19 protein-coding genes and 1 riboswitch are annotated in these 16,981 nt (G+C 74.8%); of the genes, 6 read left to right on the forward strand and 13 right to left on the reverse strand.

The features are described from left to right. Positions 1-28: 28 nt before the first annotated feature. The 6 genes from ABZV78_RS07880 to ABZV78_RS07905 are packed head-to-tail and all read right to left on the reverse strand — an operon-like array spanning position 29 to position 4,998. Entirely contained in the window at positions 29-1,750 is a 1,722-nt protein-coding gene (locus ABZV78_RS07880; RefSeq protein ID WP_355636390.1) for an acyl-CoA dehydrogenase family protein, read from the reverse strand. Then, the gene (locus ABZV78_RS07885; RefSeq protein ID WP_355636392.1) at positions 1,747-2,322 is read right to left on the reverse strand and encodes a PadR family transcriptional regulator; all 576 of its coding nucleotides are present in this window, start codon (positions 2,320-2,322) and stop codon (positions 1,747-1,749) included. Before ABZV78_RS07885 ends, ABZV78_RS07880 begins: the two co-directional genes overlap by 4 nt. Positions 2,323-2,372: 50 nt before the next feature. Continuing rightward, positions 2,373-2,987, reverse strand: a complete 615-nt coding sequence (hflX, locus tag ABZV78_RS07890; protein WP_355636394.1) for a GTPase HflX — start codon at positions 2,985-2,987, stop codon at positions 2,373-2,375. Further along, positions 2,984-3,520, reverse strand: a complete 537-nt coding sequence (locus ABZV78_RS07895) for a hypothetical protein (RefSeq protein ID WP_355636396.1) — start codon at positions 3,518-3,520, stop codon at positions 2,984-2,986. The genes hflX and ABZV78_RS07895 overlap by 4 nt, the downstream gene beginning before the upstream one ends. A 31-nt stretch (positions 3,521-3,551) precedes the next feature. After that, complete coding sequence (locus ABZV78_RS07900; RefSeq protein ID WP_355636398.1) at positions 3,552-3,683, reverse strand: hypothetical protein; 132 nt, start codon at positions 3,681-3,683, stop codon at positions 3,552-3,554. 43 nt (positions 3,684-3,726) lie between these two features. Then, complete coding sequence (locus tag ABZV78_RS07905) at positions 3,727-4,998, reverse strand: hypothetical protein (RefSeq protein ID WP_355636400.1); 1,272 nt, start codon at positions 4,996-4,998, stop codon at positions 3,727-3,729. A 200-nt stretch (positions 4,999-5,198) separates the two neighbouring features. Between ABZV78_RS07905 and ABZV78_RS07910 the strand changes: the two genes are divergently transcribed. From ABZV78_RS07910 to ABZV78_RS07935, 6 genes are all read left to right on the forward strand, one after another. After that, positions 5,199-6,674 (forward strand): NAD(P)/FAD-dependent oxidoreductase, encoded by a 1,476-nt coding sequence (locus ABZV78_RS07910; RefSeq protein WP_355636402.1) that lies wholly within the window; start codon positions 5,199-5,201, stop codon positions 6,672-6,674. Positions 6,675-6,742: 68 nt separating this feature from the next. Next, positions 6,743-6,853, forward strand: a riboswitch (SAM riboswitch). 32 nt (positions 6,854-6,885) lie between these two features. After that, positions 6,886-7,017 (forward strand): hypothetical protein, encoded by a 132-nt coding sequence (locus tag ABZV78_RS07915; RefSeq protein ID WP_255509826.1) that lies wholly within the window; start codon positions 6,886-6,888, stop codon positions 7,015-7,017. A gap of 116 nt (positions 7,018-7,133) precedes the next feature. Beyond that, positions 7,134-7,991, forward strand: coding sequence for an ABC transporter substrate-binding protein (locus ABZV78_RS07920; RefSeq protein WP_355636404.1), 858 nt, complete (start codon positions 7,134-7,136; stop codon positions 7,989-7,991). A 36-nt stretch (positions 7,992-8,027) separates the two neighbouring features. Continuing rightward, positions 8,028-8,807 (forward strand): amino acid ABC transporter permease, encoded by a 780-nt coding sequence (locus tag ABZV78_RS07925; protein WP_107078063.1) that lies wholly within the window; start codon positions 8,028-8,030, stop codon positions 8,805-8,807. Next, a complete protein-coding gene (locus tag ABZV78_RS07930; RefSeq protein ID WP_355636406.1) occupies positions 8,804-9,547 on the forward strand; it encodes an amino acid ABC transporter ATP-binding protein in 744 nt (247 codons plus the stop codon). Before ABZV78_RS07925 ends, ABZV78_RS07930 begins: the two co-directional genes overlap by 4 nt. Positions 9,548-10,175: 628 nt before the next feature. After that, entirely contained in the window at positions 10,176-11,288 is a 1,113-nt protein-coding gene (locus tag ABZV78_RS07935; protein ID WP_355636408.1) for an FUSC family protein, read from the forward strand. 31 nt (positions 11,289-11,319) lie between these two features. Here the strand turns inward: ABZV78_RS07935 and ABZV78_RS07940 are convergent, their stop codons facing one another. From ABZV78_RS07940 to ABZV78_RS07970, 7 genes are all read right to left on the reverse strand, one after another. Next, positions 11,320-12,009 (reverse strand): dihydrofolate reductase family protein, encoded by a 690-nt coding sequence (locus ABZV78_RS07940; protein WP_355636410.1) that lies wholly within the window; start codon positions 12,007-12,009, stop codon positions 11,320-11,322. After that, positions 12,006-12,641 (reverse strand): GTP cyclohydrolase II, encoded by a 636-nt coding sequence (gene ribA / locus ABZV78_RS07945; RefSeq protein WP_355636412.1) that lies wholly within the window; start codon positions 12,639-12,641, stop codon positions 12,006-12,008. The genes ABZV78_RS07940 and ribA overlap by 4 nt, the downstream gene beginning before the upstream one ends. Positions 12,642-12,710: 69 nt before the next feature. Continuing rightward, positions 12,711-13,688, reverse strand: coding sequence for a lysylphosphatidylglycerol synthase transmembrane domain-containing protein (locus ABZV78_RS07950; protein WP_355636414.1), 978 nt, complete (start codon positions 13,686-13,688; stop codon positions 12,711-12,713). Between the two features lie 52 nt (positions 13,689-13,740). Further along, on the reverse strand, positions 13,741-14,553 hold the full coding sequence (locus tag ABZV78_RS07955) for an SAM-dependent methyltransferase (protein WP_355636416.1): 813 nt from the start codon (positions 14,551-14,553) through the stop codon (positions 13,741-13,743). Continuing rightward, a complete protein-coding gene (locus ABZV78_RS07960) occupies positions 14,550-15,587 on the reverse strand; it encodes a glycosyltransferase family 4 protein (RefSeq protein ID WP_355636418.1) in 1,038 nt (345 codons plus the stop codon). Before ABZV78_RS07960 ends, ABZV78_RS07955 begins: the two co-directional genes overlap by 4 nt. 4 nt (positions 15,588-15,591) lie before the next feature. Further along, positions 15,592-15,990 (reverse strand): 6-carboxytetrahydropterin synthase, encoded by a 399-nt coding sequence (locus tag ABZV78_RS07965; RefSeq protein WP_355636420.1) that lies wholly within the window; start codon positions 15,988-15,990, stop codon positions 15,592-15,594. A gap of 4 nt (positions 15,991-15,994) precedes the next feature. After that, the gene (locus tag ABZV78_RS07970) at positions 15,995-16,972 is read right to left on the reverse strand and encodes a zinc-binding alcohol dehydrogenase (protein WP_355636422.1); all 978 of its coding nucleotides are present in this window, start codon (positions 16,970-16,972) and stop codon (positions 15,995-15,997) included. Between the last annotated feature and the right edge of the window lie 9 nt (positions 16,973-16,981).

Genomic DNA, 16,981 nt, shown 5'->3' on the forward strand with positions numbered 1-16,981 from the left:
CGTGTGTGTCGAGGGTCGGCCGGTCCGGTCAGGGATGCATCTCGTACGCGCCGGCGAGGGCGACCACCCGCTGCCACACCCGGGCGGTGCGGTCGGCGTCGGTGACCGGGCGGCGGAGGTGGGCGAGCGCCCAGGCGGCCTGCGCCTCGGTGGTGGCCGCCTTGCCGTGCAGTTCGGTCGCGTAGCCGGAGAAGTCGCGGACCAGCAGGTCGAAGATCTCGTCCAGCAGGTCGGCGTCGAGGCCGGTCAGCTCGGCCTGCTCCAGGATCAGCTGGCCGTAGACGACCAGGGCGAAGAGCTGGCCGACGGTGAGCAGGAAGTCCAGGTCCCGTTGCTGGGCCTCGTCGGGAGCGTTTGCGGCGAGCAGGGCGACCAGCCCGTCGGCCTGCTCCCGGAAGCGGGCCACGTTGGGCAGGTGGGCGTGCGCGTCGTAGGCGGCCCGCCAGTCGTGGAAGCGGATCGCGCCGAGGCCGCGGGCCGGGCCCTGGGCGAAGAGGAACTCGTCGTCGGCCGGGTCCCGCCGGGTCGGCACGGGCGGGTGCGCGGCCGGCCGGAACAGGTAGTTCGGCATGAACTTGAGGATCAGCGCGAGGTTGACGTGCACCGTCCCCTCCAGCTTCGGCAGGCCGCGGATGTCCTTGGCGGCCTTGTCGAAGTAGGTGTCGGCCTCGAAGCCCTTGGCGGCGATCACGTCCCAGAGCAGGTCGATGACCTTCTCGCCCTCGGTGGTGACCTTCATCTTGGTCATCGGGTTGAACAGCAGGTACCGCCGGTCGTCCGGGCCGGCCGAGCGGCAGTAGTCGACCGCCCGGTCGCTGAACAGCTTCATGGCCACCAGGCGGGCGTACGCGTCGGTCAGCTCGCGGCGCACGTGCGGGAAGTCGGTGACCCGCCGGCCGTAGAGGATCCGGTGGTGGGCGTGGGTAACCGCCTCGTACATGGCGTGCTCGCAGATGCCGATGGAGGCGGTGCAGAGGTTGAACTTGCCGACGTTGACGGTGTTGAGCGCGGCGTCGAAGGCGGCCGGGCCGGTGTGCAGCACGTCCTCGGCGCGCACCGGGTAGTCCTCCAGGCGGAACTCGCTGACGTACATCTGCGCGTTGACCACGTTGCGGACCAGCCGGTACGCCGGGTGCCGGCTGTCGGCGGCGAAGAAGACGTAGCCCTCGGGGCCCTCGACGTCGGCGCGGCGGCCGAAGACGGACACCAGCCCGGCGACGTTGCCGTTGCCGATGTAGTACTTGCCGCCGGTGGCCCGGAAGCCGCCGTCGGCGTCGGGGGTGAGCAGCAGGTCGGTGGAGTAGATGTCGGCGCCGTGCGGCCGCTCGGAGAGGCCGAAGGCCATCACGTGGCCCTCGTCGAGCAGCGCGGCGGCGCGGGCCCGGGCGGCGGCGTTGCCGCTCTGCCAGACCGGCCCGAGGCCGAGCACGGTGACCTGCCAGGTGTACCAGTAGCCGAGGCCGTAGAAGCCGAGGATCTCGCTGAGCGCGGCGTTGCGGGCGGTGTCCCAGCGCTTGTCCGGGTCGCCGCCGCCGTCGGCGGCCGGGGTGAGGAAGGTGGCGAAGAGCCCCTCCTTGGCGGCGAAGTCGAGGAAGTCGGCGTACCACTCGTGGTGGTTGTAGCTGTCCACCAGGGCGCGCTTGCCGCGCGACTCGAACCAGTCGACGGTGGCGCGCAGCAGCCGCCGGGAGGTCTCGTCGAGGTGGGCGGGGTCGTAGCGGTGCGGGTGGAACAGCAGCGGGTCGGTCACGGGTTCGCCTTCCTGGAGGTGGCGGGGTCGAGGTCGCGGAGGGTGTCGAGGACGTCGTCGAGCCAGGCCAGCACCATCCGCTCGTACGCGATGCCGCCGCGCAGGACGACGTGCTGGAGGGCCGCGCGGGCGTCCCGGGCGGCGGGGTCGGGGAAGTCGCGGCGTTCGCCGGCCAGGTAGCCGGCGAGGGTGGCCGCGTGGTCGGCGCGGTAGCGCTCGACCTCGGCGACCAGGGCGGCGCGGCCGGCCGCGTCGTCGAACGCGGCGCCGCGGATCTTGACGGCCAGCTCGTGCCGGACCGCCTCCGGCTGCACGGGGGCGCGCAGCCAGGCGACCAGGGCGGATCGCCCGGTGGGGGTGACCGACCAGATCTTCTTGTCCGGCAGCCCCTCCTGGCCGACCTCCTCGGCGGTGAGCCAGTCGTCGCTCTCCATCCGCTTGAGCACGCGGTAGATCTGCTGGTGGGTGGCGGTCCAGAAGCGGCCGATCGAGCGGTCGAAGCGCCGGGCCAGCTCGTAGCCGGAGGCGGGCTGCTCCAGGAGCGAGACGAGGATGGCGTGCTCCAGCGACATGCCGGCCATCCTGCTATGCAACGAGTTGCATAGCAAGCCCCCGGCTCCGGTCAGCGGCGGCCCAGGCGGGCGGCCAGCTCGGCGCGGAGCCGGTCGACGCCCTCGCCGGTCAGCGCCGACACCGGGACGGCCTCGGGACAGGCGCGGCAGAGCGCGGCCACCCACTCCGCGGGCGCCACGTCGATCTTGTTGAGCGCCAGCAGCTCGGGCACGTCCCCCGCGCCGATCTCGTGCAGCACGCCGTGCACCGTGGTGATCTGCTCCAGCGCGTCCGGCGCGGCGGCGTCCACCACGTGCAGCACCAGGTCGCTGCCGCTCACCTCCTCGAGCGTCGAGCGGAACGCGTCGACCAGCTGGTGGGGCAGGTGCCGGACGAACCCCACGGTGTCGGTGACGGTGTAGGTGAGGTCGCCCGTGGAGATCCGCCGGACGGTCGGGTCGAGGGTGGCGAAGAGCACGTCCTGGACCTGCGCGTCCGCCCCGGTGAGGCGATTGAGCAGGGCGGACTTCCCGGCGTTGGTGTAGCCGGTGATGGCGACCGACGGCACCCAGTTGCGGGCCCGCCGGCCACGGTTGCGCTCCCGCCGCCGGGCCAGCTCGGCGACGTTGCCCCGCAGCCGGGTGGCCCGCTGCCGCAGCCGGCGACGCTGGGTCTCCAGCTTCATCTCACCGGGCCGCGGACGCCCATGCCGGCGCCGCCCGCCATCCGGCCGCCACCCACGCGGGACAGCGCGCGGCCGTCACCGCGCAGCCGGGGCAGCTGGTACGCGATCTGCGCGAGCTCCACCTGCACCCGGCCCTCGCTGGTGCGGGCGTGCTCGGCGAAGATGTCCAGGATCAGCGCGGTCCGGTCGACCACCCGCACGCCCGTGCGTTCCTCGAGGTTGCGCACCTGGCCGGGGCTCAGCTCGCCGTCGGCGATCACCACGTCGGCGTGGGTCCGCTCGGCCACCGCGGCCAGCTCGTCCACCTTGCCGGAGCCCACGAACGTGGCCGGGTCCGGCCGCGGGCGGTTCTGCACCACCGCGTCGGCGACGGTGAGCCCGTCGGTGTCGGCCAGGCGGGTCAGCTCGGCCAGCGAGGTCTCGCTCCCCGGGCCGCTCCCGTCGCCGTCCTCGGGATGCACCGCCACGAGGACGGCGGTCGGCCGCCGCCCCGCCGTCGCGGCGCCCGCGCCCATCAGCCACGTCCCGGCCATCGCCCACCCCATTCCTCTGGAGGGGCTCGATCTACCCGGGCGGTGGCGGACCATGCCCGCCGCCGGGTGGCGCGGGCAGGTGCTCGCGCAGCGCGGCGAATTCCGCGTTGCCCTTGATCAGCCAGGCGCCGAGGTCGTCGAAGTTCACCCGGCGGTCGCTCATCCGGCCATTCTGCGGGCCGACGGCCGACCGCGCCCGGCGGCGGTCAGATGATGAGGTGGGTCCAATAGGTGAGCCACACCGCGAACAGCGCGCCCTGGAGCAGCGCCAGCCCGGCCGTGAGCCAGCCGTCAAGGCCCGGCCGGCGGGCCCAGCGGGCCAGCACGAACGCCACCGGGAACGCCGCCAGCAGGTAGCGGAGCAGGCTCTTGTAGACCGGCGGGCCCATCGACAGCGGCACCAGCACCACGATCACCGTGTAGACCAGGTACGGCCAGTCGGCCCGCCGGCGCAGCCCCACGACCGCCACGAGCAGCATGGCCACGGCGATCCAGACCCGGAACGCGTTGGCCGAGTTGTCGCCGACCAGCGCCGACCCCGCCACCCCGAGCGGGTTCTGCACCTTGATCCCCCAGCCCTTCTCCTGGGCGTGCTGGTAGGCGAACCAGTCGCCGCCCTGCCAGCGACAGAACGCCATGAAGGTGAGCCAGCCGGCCGGCACCAGCAGCAGCGGCCAGCCCTCCCGCAGGTAGCGCGGCAGGGTGCGCGGGTGGAGGCGCCAGCCGTGCTGGCGCAGCAGCACCAGGGCCAGCGGGACCACCACCACGAAGCCGACCGAGCGGCTCATCGCCAGGAAGTAGCCGACGATCCCGACCACCAGCCAGCGGCGCTGCTCGGCGTACCAGAACGCGGCCAGGGCGAGGCAGACGAAGAGCGACTCGGTGAGCGCCGCCTGGAACAGGAACGCCGTCGGCAGGAGCAGCAGGTACCGGACGGCCCGCCGGCCGTCCGCGCCGGCCTCGCCGGGGTCGTCGGCGCCGAGCAGCCGGCCGCCGAGCCGGTACGCGAGGTAGAGCTGGAACAGCAGCGCCACGTTGGCGACCAGCAGCAGCGCCCAGGCGGTGTGCCCGCCGAGCAGCGGCGCGAGGGGCCGGGCCAGGAACGGGTAGAGCAGCGGGAAGCCGAAGTCGGTCCACGGCCGGTCCAGCGGCACCCGGGCCAGGTGGTCGTAGAGGAACGAGTCCCAGGCGAACCAGAGCGAGATCCAGCGGTGCGACGAGATCCGGTCCTGCTGGACCCGCATCATCGTCTCGTCGGCGGGCGGCGCGCCGGGCACCCCGTCCCAGGCGGTCAGCACCAGCACGCCGACCAGGCTGAGCACGAGCTTCGAGCCGGCGAAGACGGCGAGCACGAAGCCCCAGGGCGCGGGGATCCGCGCGGCCAGCCGCCGGCCCGCCGAGCCCAGCCGGGCGGGCACGCCCGACCGCCACGCCGGGGCGCGGCCGCCGACCGTCGCGGCCCGCCGCTCGTCTCCCATCCCGCTCCCACCGGTCGCCCCCGCGACCGACCCCCGGACCGGGAAACCGCCCGCGCATCCCCGTTCCGTCCCGGTTCACACCCGCCCGACCCCGAACGGGTGACCCGCAGTTCGCGTATCGCGGGCGCAGGTGAGTCGGCGGGCAGGACGGGTAAGGGCGCTCCCGCATCGGCAGGCTGGCGGCGGGGGGCGCGGACGGCATGGGTGACGGCAACGGGACCGTGATCATCGGGGCGGGGCCCGCGGGGCTCACCGCCGCATACGAGCTGCTGCGGCACGGCGAGCCGGTCCGGGTCTACGAGGCCGACGACGTGGTCGGCGGGATCAGCCGCACGGTGGAGCGGGACGGCTGGCGGTTCGACATCGGCGGGCACCGGTTCTTCACCAAGGTCTCCCGGGTGGAGGACTTCTGGCACGAGATCCTGCCGGACGAGGACTTCCTGCTCCGGCCGCGGATGAGCCGCATCTACTACCGGGGTGCCCTCTACGACTACCCGCTCAACGCCGGCAACGCGCTGCGCAACCTCGGCCTGCTGGAGGCGCTGCGCTGCGTCGGGTCGTACGGGCGGGCCCGGCTGCGCCCGCCGAAGGACCAGTCGCACTTCGAGGGGTGGGTCTCGGCCCGGTTCGGCTGGCGGCTCTACTCGATCTTCTTCAAGACGTACACGGAGAAGGTCTGGGGGATGCCGGCCGACCAGTTGCAGGCCGACTGGGCCGCTCAGCGGATCAAGAACCTGTCGCTCTCCACGGCGGTGCTCAACGCGCTGCTGCCCCGACGCAACCGCAAGGACGTGACCAGCCTGATCGAGGAGTTCCAGTACCCGAAGCACGGCCCCGGCATGATGTGGGAGCGCTGCACCGAGGAGGTGGAGAAGCGGGGCGGCACGGTCCGCACCAACACCTGGGTGACCGAGGTGCACCGGGACCCGGCGGAGCGGCGGGCCACCGCCGTCACGGTGAGCGACGCCGACGGCGAGCGCACCGAGCCGGCCGACCACCTGATCTCCTCGATGCCGATCTCCGCGCTGGTGCGGGCCATGCGCCCGGAGGCGCCGCCGGAGGTGCGGTCCGCCGCCGACGACCTGCGGTACCGGGACTTCCTGACCGTCGCGCTGGTGGTGCCGGAGGAGTTCTCCTTCCCGGACAACTGGATCTACGTGCACGATCCGGCCGCCAAGGTGGGCCGGATCCAGAACTTCGGCTCCTGGTCGCCGTACCTGGTCAAGGACGGGCGGACCTGCCTGGGGCTGGAGTACTTCGTGTTCGAGGACGACGAGATGTGGCGGACCCCGGACGCGGACCTGGTCGCCTTCGCCACCGCCGAGCTGGAGCGGCTGGGCCTGGTCCGGCCCGGCTGCGTGGAGGCCGGCTACGTGGTCCGCATGCCCAAGGCGTACCCGGTCTACGACGAGCGGTACCAGCACAACGTGGACGTGATCCGCGGCTGGCTGGCCCGGGAGGTGCCGAACGTGCACCCGGTCGGGCGCAACGGGATGCACCGCTACAACAACGCGGACCACTCGATGCTCACCGCGATGCTGGCCGCCGAGAACATCGCCCACGACGCCGGCCACGACGTCTGGACGGTCAACGTCGAGCAGGACTACCACGAGCAGCGGACGCCGTCGCGGCACGGCACCGGCCGGGACGCCCCGGTCATGCCGGCCCGCCGGTAAGGCACGGGCGTGAGGGTGGTCATAACCGCTGGACGGCCGGGGCGGCGCTGCTGCTAGCCTTCTCGGCAGGTCATGAGCGCCAGCGCCAAGCCCCGGCTCGCTGGCCGGCAACCCTCCTCCGCGGTGGGGTGCCCCGGGTGAGGACCAGGCACCGGCAGCCGCCGGTGCAAGCGTGGCCTGGTACCCAGGTCATCACCGACCAGAGGGAACCATGTCTGCTCAGCTCCGCACCCCGCCCGCCGACGGCATCGCCTACCCGGCGCGGTTCGCGCTGGTCAAGCGGCGGCACGTCGACCTGATGCGGGTGTGCAGCGACGCCTGTCGCCGCGCCGACGCGCGCTGAGCGCCACTCCCCCACCTTCCGCACCACCCCTTCCGCACCAGCCCTTTCCGGCCCGCCCGCCCCGGGCGCGCCGTCGGTGGCGTGCGCCCACGCCGCCTGAGACCCTGGAGACACCTGTGCGAATCCGTTCCGCCCTGACCCGCGCCGCCGCGTTCGGCGCCGCCGCCGTGCTCGCCGCCACCGCCCTCACCGCCTGCGGCGACGACGGCGCCACCAGCGAGGCCGCCAACCCGTACGGCCTGCTCCAGGCCGGCGTGCTGCGGGCCGGCACGCTCACCGACGCCCCGCCGAACGTCTACCTGAAAGACGGCAAGTTCACCGGCTTCGACAACGACCTGCTCACCGCGGTCGCCGCGAAGGCCGGCCTGAAGGTGGAGTTCGTCGGCACCGACTTCTCCGCGCTGCTCTCCCAGGTGAACAACCACAAGTTCGACGTGGGCAGTTCCTCCATCACCATCACCGAGGCCCGGAAGAAGACCGTCGACTTCGGCAACGGCTACGACTTCGGCTACTTCGGACTGGACGTGCCGGCCGGCTCCCCGATCAGCGGCTTCGACCAGCTCGCCGGCAAGCGGGTGGTCGTCGTGCAGGGCACCGTGCAGGACGACTACGCCACCCGGGAGAACCTGAACCCGGTCCGGGTGCCGGACTACAACGGCGCGGTCAACCAGCTCAAGGCCGGCACGGCCGACGCCTGGATCGCCCCGGCCGAGATCGGCGACAAGTCCGCCGCGGACAGCAGCGGCAAGATCACGGTGGCCGCGAAGCAGCTCAGCCCGGCCCCGACCGCGTACGCGGTGGCCAAGGGCAACGACAAGCTGCGCGAGGCGCTGAACAAGGCCCTCGACGAGGTGATCGCCGACGGCACCTGGAGCAAGCTCCAGGCGCAGTACTACCCCGGCCGGCCGGTCCCGGCCGACTTCAAGCCGGGCAGCGGCACGGTCGCCGTGCCGTCGCCGTCGGCGGCCTCCTGACCTGGAACGACTGAGACGAGCGGGGCGGACGGAGACATGGATCCACTGAGCACCCTGTGGGAGACCTTCTTCGACTGGGACGCCATGCGCGAGGCGCTGCCCGAGATGCTGACCGTCGGGCTGCCCAACACGCTGATCCTGGCGGTCTCCGCCGCCCTGCTCGGCTCGGTGCTGGGCATGCTGCTGGCCGTCGCGGGCATCTCGCGTACCCGCTGGTTGCGGTGGCCGGCCCGGGTCTACACCGACGTGTTCCGCGGCCTGCCGGCGGCGGCGACCATCCTGCTCATCGGCGTCGGCCTGGCGCCGCTGGGCATGCAGGTGTGGGGCCCGAACCCCTACCCGCTGGGCGTGCTGGCGCTGTCGCTGATCGCCGCCGCCTACATCGGAGAGATCTTCCGCGCCGGCATCCAGAGCGTGGAGGCCGCCCAGCTGGAGGGGGCCCGGGCCCTCGGCTTCTCCTGGGGCGAGGCGATGCGCCTGGTCATCGTCCCGCAGGGGGTACGCCGTGTGCTACCGGCCTGGGTCAACCAGCTCATCGCGCTGATCAAGGACTCCAGCCTGGTCTACTTCCTCGGCCTGGTGGCCAGCCAGCGCGAGCTGTTCCGGATCGGCCAGGACTACGCGGCCACCACCGGCAACGAGTCGGCGCTGCTGCTGGCCGGCCTGTTCTACCTGGTGCTGACCGTGCCGCTGACCCACGCGGTCAACTGGATCGACCGGCGGCTGCGGCAGGGCCGGGCGGTGGCCGCACCCGACCTCGACGTCGAACTCGACCCCGCCGGCGCGCCGGCGCCGACCGGAAAGGACCCCCGATGAGCACCGCGACCGCCACCTCGGTCAGCCTGGCCGTCCGGGACGTGCACCTGGCCTTCGGGCGGCACCAGGTGCTGCGCGGCGCCGACCTGGAGGTGGCCCGGGGCGGGACCGCGTGCGTGATCGGCCCGTCCGGCTCCGGCAAGTCGACGCTGCTGCGGACGATCAACCGGCTCATCGAGCCGGACCGGGGTGACGTGCTGCTGGACGGACGCAGCGTGCTGGGCGACGACCCGGACGCGCTGCGCCAGCGGATCGGCATGGTGTTCCAGCAGTTCAACCTCTTCCCGCACATGACCGTGCTGCGCAACCTCACCCTCGCGCTGCGCAAGCTCAAGAAGCTCCCCGAGGACGAGGCGGTGCAGGTCGCCCGGGCCCAGCTCGACCTGGTCGGGCTGGCCCACAAGGCCGACGTCCGGCCGGCGCAGCTCTCCGGCGGTCAGCAGCAGCGGGTGGCCATCGCCCGGGCGCTGGCGCTGCGGCCGCAGGTGATGCTCTTCGACGAGGCCACCTCGGCGCTCGACCCCGAGCTGGTCAAGGGGGTGCTCGCCGTGATGGCCGACCTCGCGTCGGCCGGCATGACCATGGTCGTGGTCACCCACGAGATGGGCTTCGCCCGCGAGGTGGCCGACACGGTGGCCTTCATGGACGCCGGCGTCGTGCTGGAGGCCGGCCCACCGGCCGCCGTGTTCGAGGCGCCGGAGCACCCGCGGCTGCAGCGCTTCCTGTCCCAGGTGCTCTGACCGCGACCGCCCGGCCCCGCTCCCTCGTCCTCCGGTAGCGCGGCCGGGCGGCCCGGTCCGAGCCGGCCCACAGCCAGTAGATCGCCAGCGCCAGGCCGACGGCGCCCAGGGCGCTCACCGCCCAGGGCGGCAACCGGTCCGGAGCGGACGGCGGCGGCGCGCAGTCGGTCGGCGTGTAGTCGACGGTGATCCGCGCGTGCCGGTCGGGCAGCCTACCGTCGGCGAAGGACGCCCGCGGGATGCCGCAGATCACCGGACCGTCGGGCGAGTCCACCCGCAGCAGCACGCCGCTCGGCCGCCCCGCCCCGTCCCGTTGGACGTCCAGGACCTGCGCCGGGGCCAGCACGCCGGCCGGTGCCGGCGGGTGGGGCTCCGGGTCCATGAAGGGCCCCAGCAGCGCCATCCCCGCACACGGCAGCAGGAAGGCGAGCGGGACCGCGGGATAGATCCGCGGGACCCCGCTCCGGTGCAGCGACATGCGGCTGACCGTAGCGTCGCCCAGCAACGCGAGATCGTCGCCGGGGTGGATCGTCCGGTTACGACGATCAACTTCGGGGGTAGGGAACCTCTACGGCCGGAACGGAGATCCCGTGGGTGCGCCGGTCCGTCAGGGGGAGGAACGGCGCCGGTGCGCAACTGGTGGAAGGCCGCCGTGGGGCGGCTGCGACAGGCGTGGGTGCCGGTGGTGGAGGCCGCGCTCGCCGCGACCGTGGCCTGGCTGATCGCCGCGCGGCTGATCGGCCATCCGGACCCGTTCTTCGCGCCGAGCGCGGCGCTCATGGTGCTCGGCGAGTCGCGGGGCCGCCGGGTACGGCAGACCATCGAGCTGGTGCTCGGAGTGGCCGGCGGGGTGCTCGTCGCCGACCTGGTGGTGCACGCCCTCGGCCCCGGCACGGCAACCATGCTCCTCGTCCTGCTGCTCACCCTCGGCGGCACGGTGGCGGCCGGGGCGAGCAGCACCCTGGTCATCCAGACCACGGTCTCCGCGCTCTACCTGGTGGTGGTCGCCGCGCCGAAGGGCGAGTTCACCCCGTTCCGCTTCGTCGACGCGCTGATCGGCGGGGCGGTCGCCCTCGCCGCGAGCCAACTCGTGGTGGCCCGGGACCCGCTTGCCCCGCTGGTCGCCGAGGCCCGCCGGACGTACGCCGACCTCGCCGACCTGCTCGACCGGGTGAACGCCGCGCTGGACCGCTGTGACGCCGAGGCCGCCCAGGCGGCGCTGGACCAGGCCCGGGAGGTGGACGGCTGCGTGGAACGCCTGCGGTCCGCGGTGCGGGCATGCGCCGAGACGCTGCGGCTGCGGTTCCGCCGCCGCCGGCACCTCGGCCAGCTCGAACAGGTCGAGGCGACCGTCCGCCAACTCGACTACGCGGCCCGCAACATCCGGGTGCTGGCCCGCAACGGGGCCACCCTGGCCCGGTTGCACACCGCCACCCCACCAGAGCTGGGCGCGGCGATCCGCTCCCTCGCCGAGGCGGTACGCGCCGCCGGGGCGGCGCTGGCCACCGACCTGACCGGCCAGGACGCCGACCGGCACGCCACCCGGGCCGGCGAGGCCGCCCTGGCCGCGGTCCGGATCGGTGCCGAGCTGCTGGAGTCCGACCCGCCGCTGCCCGTGGTCATGATCGTCGGACAGATCCGGGCCACCGCGATCGACCTGCTGCGCGGGGTCGGCGAGGACGGCGGGGCCGTGCTCAACCGGGTCGACGAGGCCCTCGGCCTGCCGACACCGGCGTCCTGACCGGCCGGCACCCCACCTGTCCGGCGCTCTGCTATCCGGCGCAGCGGTCGGAGAGGGCGTAGCGGGTGAGCACCACGTCGCCGATCTGGCGTACCTCGACGACCCGGGCGCGGCGGCCCGGGTGCCACGGGAAGCGGCCGTCCCCGACGAACCGGGGCGCCCGTCGGTCGCCCACGAAGAACGGCGCGACCACCAGGTGCAGCTCGTCGGCGACACCGGCGGTCAGGAACTGGCAGTGCAGGTTGCCGCCGCCCTCCACCATGAGCCGGCCGACGCCGCGCCCGGCCAGGTCGGCGAGGACCGCCTCGGGGGTCACCGGGTCGCCCGCGTCGACCACGGTGGCCACCGCGCCGACCTGTTCCCGGGTCTTGTCCGCCACGCCGCTCGGGCAGTAGACCAGCTTCGCCCCGTCGCCCATGGTGAAGAACCGGGCGGTCGGGTCGAGGTCGCCGCTGGCCGTGACGGTCACCTTCACGGGGGACGGGGACAGGCCGCGGGCCACCCGCTCGGCCCGCCGCCGCTCGCTGCGCACGAGCAGCCGGGGGTCGTCGCGGCGGACCGTGGCGGCGCCCACCATGATCGCGTCACAGGCGGCCCGGACCGCGTCGATCCGGTCCAGGTCGGTGTCGTTGGAGAGCAGCAGCCGCTCGGCGGTGGCGTCGTCGATGTAGCCGTCGATCGACATGGCGCAGCTCAGCAGCACGTACGGCCGGCTGGTCACGGCACGAAGGGCAGGTCGAGGGCATGGTCGGCGCGGGTCACCTTGGCCGCCAGGTAGCCCGCGTTCGCCGGGGACAGGTGCACCCCGGTGAGCACCCGGTCGACCACCGTGACGCCCAGCCGCTCCAGCTGGGCGGCCTTGTCCGGATTGTTGCTGAGCAGGCCCACCCGGGTCACGCCCAGCGCCGCGAGCATCTGCGCGGCCACCGTGTAGTCGCGCTCGTCGGGGCCCCGGCCGAGCGCCACGTTCGCCTCGTAGGTGTCCAGCCCCCCGTCCTGGAGCGCGTACGCGTCGAGCTTGGCGTAGAGGCCGATGCCGCGGCCCTCCTGGCGCAGGTAGAGCAGGTAGCCGCCGGCGTCGGCGATCCGCTCGACCGCCTCCCGCAGTTGCGGGCCGCAGTCGCAGCGCTGGCTGCCGAACACGTCGCCGGTCAGGCACTCGCTGTGCGGGCGGACCAGCGGTGGGGAGATGTCCGGATCACGCCGCTCACCGAGCCCGATCGCGAGGTGCTCGCGACCGTCGACCAGGCCGTGAAAGGAGTGCACCCGGCCGGTGGTCACGTACCCGTCGGGAAACCGCAGAGGCACCGTGACCTGGGTCCGGACCGTCGCGGTGGGCAGCGTTTCGTCCAATGCATCTCCTCAGTCCGGGCCGCCGGACGCGCCGGCAACGCACACCTCGCACCCCCACCGTAGGCGGGATCACCGACAGTCGCCGGGCTCCGGAGCCGGACGCCGGCGGACCAGCAGCACCGCGGCGCCCGGCAGGCTGGCCACCAGGACCAGCGCCCCGTAGACGGTGCCGGTGGCGACGCCCTGCGCGGCGGTGAGACCGGCCGCGGCGAACGCCCAGGCGGCCACCCCCTCGCGCGGCCCGAACCCGCCCACATTGGTCGGCAGCCCCATGGCGAGCAGGGCCAGCAGGGTCAGCGGCAGCAGCCGGGACAGCGGCGCGTCGGCGCCCGCGGTGCGCGCCGCCACCACGAAGGTGGCCAGGTGGCCGGCGACCACCACGCCCGAGGCCGCCACCACGCCGAGCCAGGTGCGCCGGGCCAGCAGCCCGGCCCGCACGTCGGCGACCGCGGTGCGCGCCGCCCGGGCCCAGCGGGACGCCCCGGAGCGGGGCACGGCCCGGGCGGCCAGCGCCAGCGCCAGCGTGGCGGCGGCCAGCCCGGTGACCACCGCCGGCAGGTACGGCCGGACCGGGGAGGGCAGCGCCGCCAGCACGGCCACCGCGATGACCAGCTGGACCACCTGGCCGGCGGTGCGCTCCCAGACCACGGCGCGGACGCCCCGGGCCACGTCCCCGGCGTCCCGGCCGTGCCGGACCGCCCGGTGCACGTCCCCGAGCACCCCGCCGGGCAGCGTCGAGTTGAGGAAGACCGCCCGGTAGCAGTGCGCGACCGCGGCCCGCAGCGGCAGCCGCACGCCGAGCCCGCCGGCGACCAGCGACCAGCGCCAGGCGCAGCAGACCGTGGTGACGACGCCGATGCCGAGCGCGGCGGCGAGCGCCGGCGCGTCGATCAGCCGCAGCCCGGCCAGGAACGGGCCGGTGCCCACCGACCAGACCAGGGCGGCGAGCACCGCGAACCCGGCGAGCGGGCGGGCCCAGGCCCAGAGCGACCGGGCCGGCGCGGGCGCGGCGGCGGGGACGGGCCCGGCGACGGCGGCGTGTGACAAGAGCGGTCCTCCCTCGGTCCACCCGTTGTCACGTGCCGCCGGCCGCTTCGGTTCACCCGGCGAGCAGGTCGGCGTGGTGCAGCACCACCCGCAGCCGGCCGTCCGCCGCCTCGGCGAGCCGCCGCTCCCGGTACGCCCCGACCACCCCGGCCAGGTCCGGCCGCTCCTCGACGGCCGCGTCCAGCCAGCCGACCAGCCACTCCGCGGTCAGCGCGGCCTGCTCCGGGCCGAGACGCCACGGGCTGGACCGGACCCGCACCGGCACGCCCCGGCGGCGGAAGGCCGCCGCCGTCACGTCCACGGCGTCCGGGCCGAGCAGCGCCCGGCCGTCGACCGTCCGCCGCTGGTGGGCGTTGAACGCGGCCTCGAACTCGGCGTCGAGCGGGTCGGCGGGGGTGAACCGCACCCGGCCCAGCACGGTGATCGCGAAGAGGGTGGGGTGGCCGGCGCACGCCGCCACCACCCGCTCGACCTCCTCGGCGGTGAGCATGTCCAGCAACGCCGAGGCGGTGACCAGGTGCGCGTCGGCCAGGTCGGCGGCACCCAACCGGGTGATGTCGGAGCCCCGGGTCAGCACGGTGACCGGGCTGCCGTCGGCGGTCACGGCCAGCCCGGCGGCGGCCCGGGCGCGCAGGGCTGCGTCCCGCTCGTGGAGCACCCAGCACTGCGGGCCGGGCAGCCGCGGGGCGAGCCAGCGGGCCATCGACCCGGTGCCGCTGCCCAGGTCGTGCACGATCAGCGGCCGGTCGGCGGGCAGCCGGTGGCGGATCGCGTCGCCCAGCTCGGCGGAGCGGGCGGCGGCGTCGGCGGGTTCGCGCAGCCGCAGCCAGTCCGCGAAGTCGGGGGGTAGCAGTGAGGTGGTCATGCCGCCGTGGCCTCCTTGAGGGCTGCGGCGAGCCGGTGCGCGGTGACCGGCCAGCCGGTGAGGGTGTCCCGCCGCTGCCGGGCGGCGCGGCGCAGCCGGTCCCGCAGGTCCGGGTCGGTGAGCCAGCGGCGCAGCGCGCCGGCCAGCGCGGCCGGGTCGGCCGGGGGCACCAGCAGGCCGGGCCGCTCGCCGTCCGGGGTGCGCCCGAGGGTCTCGGGCAGGCCGCCGGTGTCGCTGGCCAGCACCGGCACGCCCCGGGCGAGCGCCTCGGTGACCACCATCCCGTAGGTCTCCCGGCGGGACGGCAGCACCAGCAGGTCGGCGGCGGCGTACGCGGCGGCCAGGTCGACGCCGGTGCGCGGGCCGGCCAGCCGGACCCGGCCGGCGAGGCCGCTGTCGGCGACCCGCCGGCGCAGCCGCGCCACGAAGTCCGGGTCCCGGGTGAGCGGGCCGACCAGGTCGCACGTCCAGGGCAGGTCGGCGACCCGGTGCAGGGCGGCGGCGAGCACGTCGTGCCCCTTGAGCGGGGTGACCGCCGCGACGCAGAGCAGCCGGGCGCCGGCCGCCGAGCCGGGGGCGACCGGCGCCGGGTCCACCCCGGGCGGGGCGACCGACACCCGGTCGGCGGCGAGCGGGTAACGGTCGAGCAGCCGGCGGCGGGTCCATTCGCTGGTGGTGACCACGGCCGTCGCCGCGGCGAGCGCCCGGGCCTCGACGTCGTCCTCCAGCGGCAGATGCACCAGCACCACGAGGCGCAACCGCCGGGCGTGCGGGGCCAGCACCTCCGGTACGGTCGAGGCGACCAGCCCGTCGAGCAGCACGGCCGCGCCGTCGGGCAGCGCGGCGAGCACCCCCGCCAGCGCGGCCCGGTCCGCCGCCCCCGGGTGCGGCCAGCCGCCCGTCACCGCGTGTTCCCGCACCGTCCAGCCGAGCGCGACCAGCCCGTGGCAGGCCCGGCGGTCGTACCCATTGCCGCCGCTGGGGCTCGCGGGGTCGTCGATGTCGCCCGGGAGCACCACGTGCACGACGGTCATCCGGTCACAGCGACCGCTCGTAGCTGGCCCAGGCGACGTGCGACTCGTGCAGGGTGACGGTGATCCCGGCGAGGCCCCGCGCCCCCTCGCCGAGCCGCCCGGCGTGCACCGCGTCGGCCAGCCGGTCGGCCACCGTCCGGGCCAGCACCTCGGTGGTGGTGTTCACCCCGGCGAAGTCCGGCTCGTCGTCCAGGTTGCGGTAGCTGAGCGCGCCGAGCACGGCCTTGAGCTGCTCGGTGGCCAGGCCGATGTCGACCACGATCCCGTCGGCGTCCAGCTCCGGCCGGCGGAAGGTGGCGTCGACGACGAAGGTCGCGCCGTGCAGCCGCTGGGCCGGGCCGAACACCTCGCCGCGGAAGCTGTGGGCGACCATCATGTGGTCCCGGACGGTGACGCTGAACAAGAGATCACTCCTCGTCGTAGGTGATGAGGTGGCAGAGCGCGGGGAGCCGGCCCGAGGCGAGCCGGTCCAGCACGTCGGGCAGGTCGGCGAAGCGGGACCGGCCGGTGAGCAGCGCGTCGAAGGCCGGGTCGGCGAGCAGGTCCAGGGCCACCGCCAGCCGGTCGGCGTAGCTCCGGTCGGCGCGCCGGGGCGACACGGTGCCGACCTGGCTGCTGCGGATGCCGAGCCGCTTCGAGTGGAACGCCCCGCCCAGGGCGAGGGTGACCGGGCGGTCGCCGTACCAGCTCAGCTCCAGCACGGTCCGCTCCGGACGGAGCAGCTCCAGGGCGCGTTGCAGCCCCTCGGCGGTGGCGCTGGCGTGCACCACCAGGTCCCGGTCGCCGGCCGCGTCGGCGGGCAGCGCGAAGTCGACGCCGAGCGCCGCGGCCACCCCGGCCCGGGCCGGGTCGGCGTCGACCAGTTCGACGCGGACCCCGGGGAAGCGGGCCAGCACGGCGGCCACGCAGCAGCCGACCATCCCGCCGCCGACCACGGTGACCCGGTCGCCGACCAGCGGCGCGGCGTCCCAGAGCGCGTTCACCGCGGTCTCGACGGTGCCGGCCAGCACCGCGCGGGCCGCCGGCACCTCATCGGGTACGACCACCACGGCGTCGGCCGGCACCACGTACGCGGTCTGGTGCGGGTGCAGGCAGAAGACGGTACGCCCGCGCAGCTCCGCCGGGCCCGCCTCGACGGTGCCGACGCTCAGGTAGCCGTACTTCACCGGGGCCGGGAAGTCGCCCTCCTGGAACGGGGCGCGCATCGTGGCGTGCTGGTCGGCGGGGACCCGGCCGGTGAAGACCAGCGTCTCGGTGCCCCGGCTGACGCCGGAGTAGCAGGCGCGGACCAGCACCTCGCCGGGGCCGGCCGGGGGAAGCGTGACCGGGCGCAGTTCGCCCTCGCCGGGGGCGCGGAGCCAGAAGGCGCGGGCGGCACCGGTCACGAATTCTCC

The organism is Micromonospora sp. NPDC004540 (assembly GCF_040610095.1).
Taxonomy (GTDB): domain Bacteria; phylum Actinomycetota; class Actinomycetes; order Mycobacteriales; family Micromonosporaceae; genus Micromonospora.

What these genes read in the sequence shown, in the direction of transcription:
- ABZV78_RS07885 (WP_355636392.1), bottom strand. Translation starts at nt 2,322, where the DNA reads ATGTCGCTGGAGCACGCCATCCTCGTCTCGCTCCTGGAGCAGCCCGCC.
- hflX (WP_355636394.1), bottom strand. Translation starts at nt 2,987, where the DNA reads ATGAAGCTGGAGACCCAGCGTCGCCGGCTGCGGCAGCGGGCCACCCGG.
- ABZV78_RS07895 (WP_355636396.1), bottom strand. Translation starts at nt 3,520, where the DNA reads ATGGCCGGGACGTGGCTGATGGGCGCGGGCGCCGCGACGGCGGGGCGG.
- ABZV78_RS07900 (WP_355636398.1), bottom strand. Translation starts at nt 3,683, where the DNA reads ATGAGCGACCGCCGGGTGAACTTCGACGACCTCGGCGCCTGGCTGATC.
- ABZV78_RS07905 (WP_355636400.1), bottom strand. Translation starts at nt 4,998, where the DNA reads ATGGGAGACGAGCGGCGGGCCGCGACGGTCGGCGGCCGCGCCCCGGCG.
- ABZV78_RS07910 (WP_355636402.1), top strand. Translation starts at nt 5,199, where the DNA reads ATGGGTGACGGCAACGGGACCGTGATCATCGGGGCGGGGCCCGCGGGG.
- ABZV78_RS07915 (WP_255509826.1), top strand. Translation starts at nt 6,886, where the DNA reads ATGTCTGCTCAGCTCCGCACCCCGCCCGCCGACGGCATCGCCTACCCG.
- ABZV78_RS07925 (WP_107078063.1), top strand. Translation starts at nt 8,028, where the DNA reads ATGGATCCACTGAGCACCCTGTGGGAGACCTTCTTCGACTGGGACGCC.
- ABZV78_RS07930 (WP_355636406.1), top strand. Translation starts at nt 8,804, where the DNA reads ATGAGCACCGCGACCGCCACCTCGGTCAGCCTGGCCGTCCGGGACGTG.
- ABZV78_RS07955 (WP_355636416.1), bottom strand. Translation starts at nt 14,553, where the DNA reads ATGACCACCTCACTGCTACCCCCCGACTTCGCGGACTGGCTGCGGCTG.
- ABZV78_RS07960 (WP_355636418.1), bottom strand. Translation starts at nt 15,587, where the DNA reads ATGACCGTCGTGCACGTGGTGCTCCCGGGCGACATCGACGACCCCGCG.